This is a genomic window from Paraburkholderia ultramafica (assembly GCF_902859915.1).
In the GTDB taxonomy this organism is placed as follows: Bacteria; Pseudomonadota; Gammaproteobacteria; order Burkholderiales; family Burkholderiaceae; genus Paraburkholderia; species Paraburkholderia ultramafica.
In genome coordinates, this window is sequence record NZ_CADIKK010000029.1 from 98,947 (window position 1) to 105,434 (window position 6,488).

A 6,488-nucleotide genomic window follows, 5' to 3' on the forward strand; every position below is an offset into this window, starting at 1 on the left:
CGAACGCGAAGGCGAGACTCAGGACAAAAAAACAGAAACGTCCCGCTCAATGCGCGCCCGCCGCATCCGGACCACTGCCGCCCTTGGCCGGCCGCGTAATCCAGATCAACGGAATGATCAGAATGAAGATGATCGCCGACACGTAGAAAATATCGTTCAGGCCCATCATCGCGGCCTGAGTGTTCACGGTGAAATCGAACAGCGCACGCGCCGATTGCGTATTCAGATGCAGCAGCGACTGACTCGAATCGATCTGTTGTGCGAACGCCGGGTTATTGATGGAGGCTTGCTCCGTGAGTCTCGCGTGATGGAGCACCGTGCGGTTGTTCCATTCGTTGCCCGCGATCGACGTGCCCACCGCGCCGCAAAACACGCGCACGAAATTCGACAGGCCCGCCGCCGCCGGAATCTTGTGAGGCGGCTGGCCGGACAGGATGATCGAAGTCAGCGGCACGAAGAACAGCGCCATCGGAATGCCTTGCAGCAGCGTGGGTATCACCAGATGCCACGTGTCGATTTCGATCACGTACTTCGAGCGCATATAGAACACGATCGCGAAGCCGATAAAGGCCAGCGTCGCGATGATGCGCGCATCCGAGCGCGGCAGCACGCGGCCCATCACCGGCGCGAGCAGCACCGCGAACACGCCGAGCGGCGCGGTCACGAGACCGGCATCGACGGAGCGGTAATTCAGATACTCCTGCATCCATTGCGGCAGCAGCACGAGGTTGCCGAAGAACACGCCGTACGCGACCGAAATCGCAATCGTGCCGCCAAGGAAGTTGCGCTGCTGGAACAGCCGCAGATCGACGATCGGATGCTCTTCGGTCAGCTCCCACACGAGGAAGAACGCGAAACTGATCAGCGCGGTGATGCCGAGCATCACGACCACCGGCGACGAGAACCAGTCGAGGTCCTTGCCCTTGTCGAGCATGATCTGCAACGACGCGACCCAGGTGATCAGGAGACCGAGGCCGATCACGTCGATCGGCGGCTTGCGGGTCGGCGATTCGCGGGTGCGATAGATCATCCACGTGACGCCCGCCGCGAACAGGCCGACCGGAATGTTGATGTAGAAGATCCACGACCAGCTATAACTGTCCGTGATCCACCCACCGAGCGCGGGGCCCGCGATCGGGCCGACAGTCGCGGTCATCGCCCACAGCGCGAGCGCGGTCGAGGCTTTCTCTTTCGGATACGAGCCGAGCAGAATCGCTTGCGACAGCGGAATCAAGGGGCCGGCCACCGCGCCCTGGAAGATCCGCGCGAGCAGCAGGGTCGGCAGCGTCGGCGCAATGCCGCACAGCCACGAAGCCAGCACGAACATCAGGATCGCGCCGACGAACAGCTTCACCTGGCCGATGCGCTGCGTGAGCCAGCCGGTTAGTGGAATCGACACCGCATTGGCCGCGGCGAACACGGTGATGACCCATGTGCCTTCATCGACCGACACGCCGAGGTTGCCCGAAATGGTCGGAATCGCGACGTTCGCAATCGACGTGTCGAGCACGTTCATGAAGGTCGCGAGCGCGACGGCGATGGTCGCCAGAACCAGCTTGCCGCCTTCGAGCGGCGGCGGTGGTGCGGGCGGCGCGGCAGCAGGCGCGGCGGTGGGCTGGCTCAAACGGTTCTCCGGATCGGGTGCTGCGGATCAAGTGGACGGTTGTGCTATTTCCCGCGGACGTCAGGCGCTGGACGGCGGGTCCGTCGAATGCTCGCAAAAGCATACCTGTATCCGGATTTTGGCGTCGCCGGGGCATGCAGGTTGGGCGGCGGAAACAAATCGGCCAGCGTATGCTCGCGGCTGGAGCTGCTGATGCCATTCATGACATCGAGGTCATTCATGTCATTAAGGCAATGAGAGACCATCAGGCTGTTAAGGATGCGTAAGGCAGCATGCCGCCGCGTGGCATCCGCCACGCGTGCGTACACCGGACACGAACCGCGAATCAACCGAGAAAGAAGGAAACGAAGATGGCCTGGGAACAATTCGAACACGGCTGGCGGCGCGCGCCGATCACCGCGCCTGCCAAAGGCCTGGTCGTGCTGATGCACGGCATCGGCAGCAATGCGCGCGATCTGATGCCGCTCGCGGACATCTGGAGCGAGAGCCTGCCGGACGTGGCGTTCACGTCGCTCGACGGCACCGAGGCTTTCGATGGCGGCTTCGGTGGCCGCCAGTGGTTCAGCCTGCGCGACGTCAACGAGGCCAACCGCGACGCACGCGTGGCCGCCGCCTATCCGGCGCTGCGCAGCATGCTCGAAGCCGAACTGGCGCATTGGCAAGTGTCTTTCGATAAGCTTGCGCTCGTCGGGTTCTCGCAAGGCTCGATCATGGCGATGCACCACGTGGCGACCAGCCCGGAAGGCGCGGCCGGCGTCGTCGCATATTCGGGGCGGCTCGCCTCGGCGATCGTTGCGAACAAGGGCACGCCGCTCACGCTGATCCACGGCGAGGACGACGAGGTGATCCCGGTGCGGGAGCTGGAACACGCCGCCGACGCGTTCAGCCACGCTGGCTACACCGTCGACGCCTACGCGCTGCCCGGCATCGGTCACACCATCAACGCCGACGGCGTCGCGCTCGGTCACGAGGCGCTGGAGCGCGCACTGGGTGCACTGTCGCGTGGCTGACACGGCCCTGATTGAAAAGTGTCACTAAAGATTCTGAACTGCTTGCCGTTAAGCGCTCATTAGCTTGAAAATTACCCCCGCCGCGCGGACCGCGCACTGCCCAACCGGGCGCCGAGCGGCTCGGGGGACCGGGGGCGCACTTTCAAACTGCCCGGCATGGGTGGATAACGACACATCAGAAGCCTTTCTTATGGCCAGACCGACGCCGTATTACCCGCTTTTCGAGCGACTGTTCCGTCATTCCGTGACGGTGGACCTCGGCACGGCCAATACCCTGATCTATACCGACGACGGCGGCATCGTGCTGAACCAGCCGTCCGTCGTCTGTTTCCAGAAAGAGCCCGCGGCCGGCGCCAAACGCGTCGCGGCGGTGGGCACTGAAGCGCACCAGTTGCTGGGCCGCGCGCCGCGCAACCTCGAAGCGGTGCGGCCGATGCGCCACGGGGTGATCGCCAACTTTTCCGCCGCCGAGCACATGATCCGGCAATTCGTCGACATGGCGCGCCCGCGGCCGCTGTTCAGCCGCCGCGCCGCGTTCACGCTGTGCGTGCCGGGCGGGGCGACCCAGGTCGAGCGGCGCGCAATCAGGGAAGCGGCGCTCGCGGCCGGCGCGTGGAAGGTCAGCCTGATCGGCGAATCGCTGGCGTCGGCGCTCGGCGCGGGCTTGCCGGTGGCGGAGGCGACCGGGTCGATGGTGGTCGATATCGGCGGAGGCACCACCGAAGTCGGCGTGATCGCGCTCGGCGGCACCGCGTATAGCGGCTCGGTGCGCGTCGGCGGCGACAACTTCGATGCGGCGATCGTGAGTTACGTGCGCAATCTGTACGGCGTGCTGCTCGGCGAGCAGACCGCCGAGCACGTGAAGAAGACCATCGGTTCGGCGCTGCGCGATGTGCCGCTCGAGCACATGAACGCGACCGGCCGCAGCGCCGACGACGGCTTGCCGCGCACGGTCCAGCTGAGCAACCACGATATCGCCGACGCGATCGATGTGCCGCTGCGTCAGGTGATCGGCGCGGTAAAGCGCGCGCTCGAAACGGCGCCGGCCGAACTGGTGACGGATATCGCGGACAACGGCATCGTGCTGACGGGCGGCGGCTCGCTGCTCGCGAACCTCGGGCGCCGCCTGACCCATGAAATCGGCCTCGAGGTGCGGGTGGCCGACGAACCGCTGACCTGCGCGGTGCGTGGCGCGGGCGTGGCAGCCGCGTCCGGTTTGCTCGACGAAGCCGGGTACGAATGAGCGTCGCGGGACGCTGCCGCTGATCTTCGTTGGCGGGTCGGCCCGTCGGCGTTTTAGTGCTTCAGTGTTTCAGCGTTTGCGCCGCGCCAGACGGCGCTGCGGTCAACCGGTCAACCGGTCAACCGGTCAGGCGTGCGGGTCCGGCTTGGGCCCGTCCCGAGCCGCCATTGCCGCCGTCTCACACCGGCCTGAACCAGGCTGGCGCGCCGAACGAGTTGCTACACACTTCCCGCGGCTGTGTGACAATACGCATCGCGTCCCAATTTCAGGGACGCGGATGCGTTTCTTTTCCCAATTCGATTTCTCGCCGGCGCCGCTGAATTGGCGTGTTGCCGCGCCGTCTGTGAACCACCCGTGAATCAATCTGCTGCCGCTTCGTCGCCGTCGTCATCCCCGTCTTTCATCGAGTTGCAAAGCGGTCTACGCATGCCCTACGTGGCAGCGGGCGAGGGCGATCTGCTGCTGTTCGTGCACGGCTCGCTGTGCGATTACCGCTATTGGCAACCGCAACTCGCCGGGCTTTCGAAGCACTATCGCTGCGTCGCGGTGAGCCTCACGCACTACTGGCCGGTGACCGATACCGAGCCCGGCCTGCCGTTCAGCTGGAGCGCGCATGCGGACGAAGTTGCGGAATTCATCGACCGTTTCGGCGTGGGACCGGCGCACGTGGTGGGGCATTCGCGCGGCGGCTGTGTGGCGTTTCATTTCGCGCGGCGCCATCCCGAGCGGGTACGCACGTTGACGCTCGCCGATCCGGGCGGCCCGTTGCAGATCGCCGGGCGGCCGCCCGCGCGTTTGCCGGAGACGGTCAACGCGTTGCGCGCGAAAGCGGCGCAATTGATCGAAACGGGCGACGTCGAAGCAGGCTTGCAACTATTCGTCGATTCAGTCAGCCGGCCCGGCTTCTGGGCGATGAGCACGCCAGGCTTTCGCCGGATGGCGACCGATAACGCGCCCACGCTCGCGCGGCAATTCCGCGATCCGCTGCCCGCCTATGTGCCCGACGAAGCAGCTGAAGTGCGCTGCCCGGTGTTGCTGATCGATGGCGAGAAGAGTCCCGACATGTTCCGCCGGACCGCAACCGCGTTGCAATCGTGGCTTCCCGATGCGCGCCGTGAGACGGTACGCGGCGCGTCGCACGGGATGAACCTCGCGCATCCGGCCGCGTTCAATCGCTATGTCGACGAGTTCATTCGGGCAATGAGCGGACAATGAGCGCGAGATAGACCCGTCATACGAACCCGCAATGCGTGGTGCCGTGCCATATCGGGTCGCTCGCGGACCTTCACACGCGGCGGGCCGGCACCGAAGCCTGATCAAGCACTTGAGTTCAAGCCTTGCGATGCGCGTCTTTATCGAGCGCGCGTTCCGCCGCTTCGCCGACGACGCCGTGGTAGTACAGATGCACGCCGATCGCAAGCGAGTCGTTGCGAATTTCGTGGAAGGCTTTCCACGCTTTCACGGGGTCCTTGAAGAGGAGGTAGTGCGCTTCCTGAGCAATCAGGTCCGCCACTTCATGCAGGCCGTGGCCGTGCAACAGGTCCACGAGCGCATCGAGACTGCGATGCGTGCGCGCGTCGGTGCGCGGATAAAGCATGTGCAGCACCGCCACGTCTTGCGTCTTCAGCGCCGCTGATAATGCAACGACGATGTCCTGATGATTCAGCGCGGTGACGGTCGTGTCTTCCGTGTGCACATGATCCGGAAATAGCGTTTCGAGAGAGGCGTTCATCGGGTCCTTCCTGTTCTTCTGGCTGATTAAAAAAGCCCGCCATAGCATGGCGGGCCAAACACAGCGATGTGTTAGCCGGGAAGCAAAACACGGATTCAGTATCGCAGATGCACCCACGCCCGCGCAGCCTGACTGCCGCAAAACATTGTTGCAACATGCGCGCTAACTTTCATTTGGCTGGCGGTGTCGTGAAGCGTACGGCGCGCTTTTTTAATGCGGTGTTGATGCGGTGTATTTGCGCACCTCGCAGACAACGAGTGTTGCGTGAACCGAGATGGTGTGTTGCGGTCAATCGTCGCAATCGACGACCCTCTGGCCCGTAGAATGCGAAGCGGAGCCTGAGCATGCCAATGCACCCATAACGATAAGACGATATGACAGTCGGGCATGCCGGCACGTGTGCGATGTGAAAGTAAAAGGAACGTGTAGATGATCTCGAAGACACACGCAACGCTGAGCTTTTCCGACAGCGACCAGACGATTGATCTGCCGGTTTATGAGGGCTCGCTCGGGCCGGATGTGATCGACATTCGCAAGCTATATGGCCAGACCGGCAGATTCACGTACGATCCGGGTTTCATGTCGACGGCGGCATGCAATTCCGAAATCACGTATATCGACGGTGACAAGGGCGAGCTGCTGTATCGCGGTTATCCGATCGACAATCTGGCGCAGAACGCCGACTTCCTCGAAACCTGCTATCTGCTGCTGAAGGGCGAATTGCCGAACGCGCAGCAGAAAGAAGAGTTCGTCAACTCCGTCACGAAGCACACGATGGTGCACGAGCAGATGCACTTCTTCTTCCGCGGTTTCCGTCGCGACGCGCACCCGATGGCGATTCTGGTCGCCGCGGTCGGCGCGCTGTCGGCGTTCTATCAC

General features: G+C 63.6%; 6 protein-coding genes. 4 read left to right on the forward strand and 2 right to left on the reverse strand.

All coding sequences use genetic code 11. From position 1 onward, the window contains the following. Positions 1–46: 46 nt before the first annotated feature. Positions 47–1,624 carry a DHA2 family efflux MFS transporter permease subunit gene (locus tag HV744_RS26655; RefSeq protein ID WP_175152359.1) on the reverse strand — a complete coding sequence of 526 codons (1,578 nt, stop codon included), beginning with the start codon at positions 1,622–1,624 and terminating at the stop codon, positions 47–49. Positions 1,625–1,974: 350 nt separating this feature from the next. Here HV744_RS26655 and HV744_RS26660 point away from each other — a divergent pair, with 350 nt between their 5' ends. The 3 genes from HV744_RS26660 to HV744_RS26670 all read left to right on the forward strand — a co-directional run bounded on the left by HV744_RS26660 (position 1,975) and on the right by HV744_RS26670 (position 5,092). After that, entirely contained in the window at positions 1,975–2,634 is a 660-nt protein-coding gene (locus tag HV744_RS26660) for an alpha/beta hydrolase (RefSeq protein WP_175152360.1), read from the forward strand. Between the two features lie 190 nt (positions 2,635–2,824). Then, on the forward strand, positions 2,825–3,877 hold the full coding sequence (gene mreB, locus HV744_RS26665; RefSeq protein ID WP_175152361.1) for a rod shape-determining protein: 1,053 nt from the start codon (positions 2,825–2,827) through the stop codon (positions 3,875–3,877). A 426-nt stretch (positions 3,878–4,303) separates the two neighbouring features. Next, a complete protein-coding gene (locus tag HV744_RS26670; RefSeq protein WP_175152362.1) occupies positions 4,304–5,092 on the forward strand; it encodes an alpha/beta fold hydrolase in 789 nt (262 codons plus the stop codon). 115 nt (positions 5,093–5,207) lie between these two features. On the opposite strand, the gene HV744_RS26675 is transcribed toward HV744_RS26670, so the two are convergent. Then, a complete protein-coding gene (locus HV744_RS26675; protein WP_175152363.1) occupies positions 5,208–5,609 on the reverse strand; it encodes a hypothetical protein in 402 nt (133 codons plus the stop codon). 429 nt (positions 5,610–6,038) lie between these two features. On the opposite strand from HV744_RS26675, the gene HV744_RS26680 reads away from it, so the two are divergent. Further along, positions 6,039–6,488 (forward strand): citrate/2-methylcitrate synthase (locus HV744_RS26680; RefSeq protein WP_281363672.1); only part of this gene is annotated, 450 nt, incomplete at its 3' end.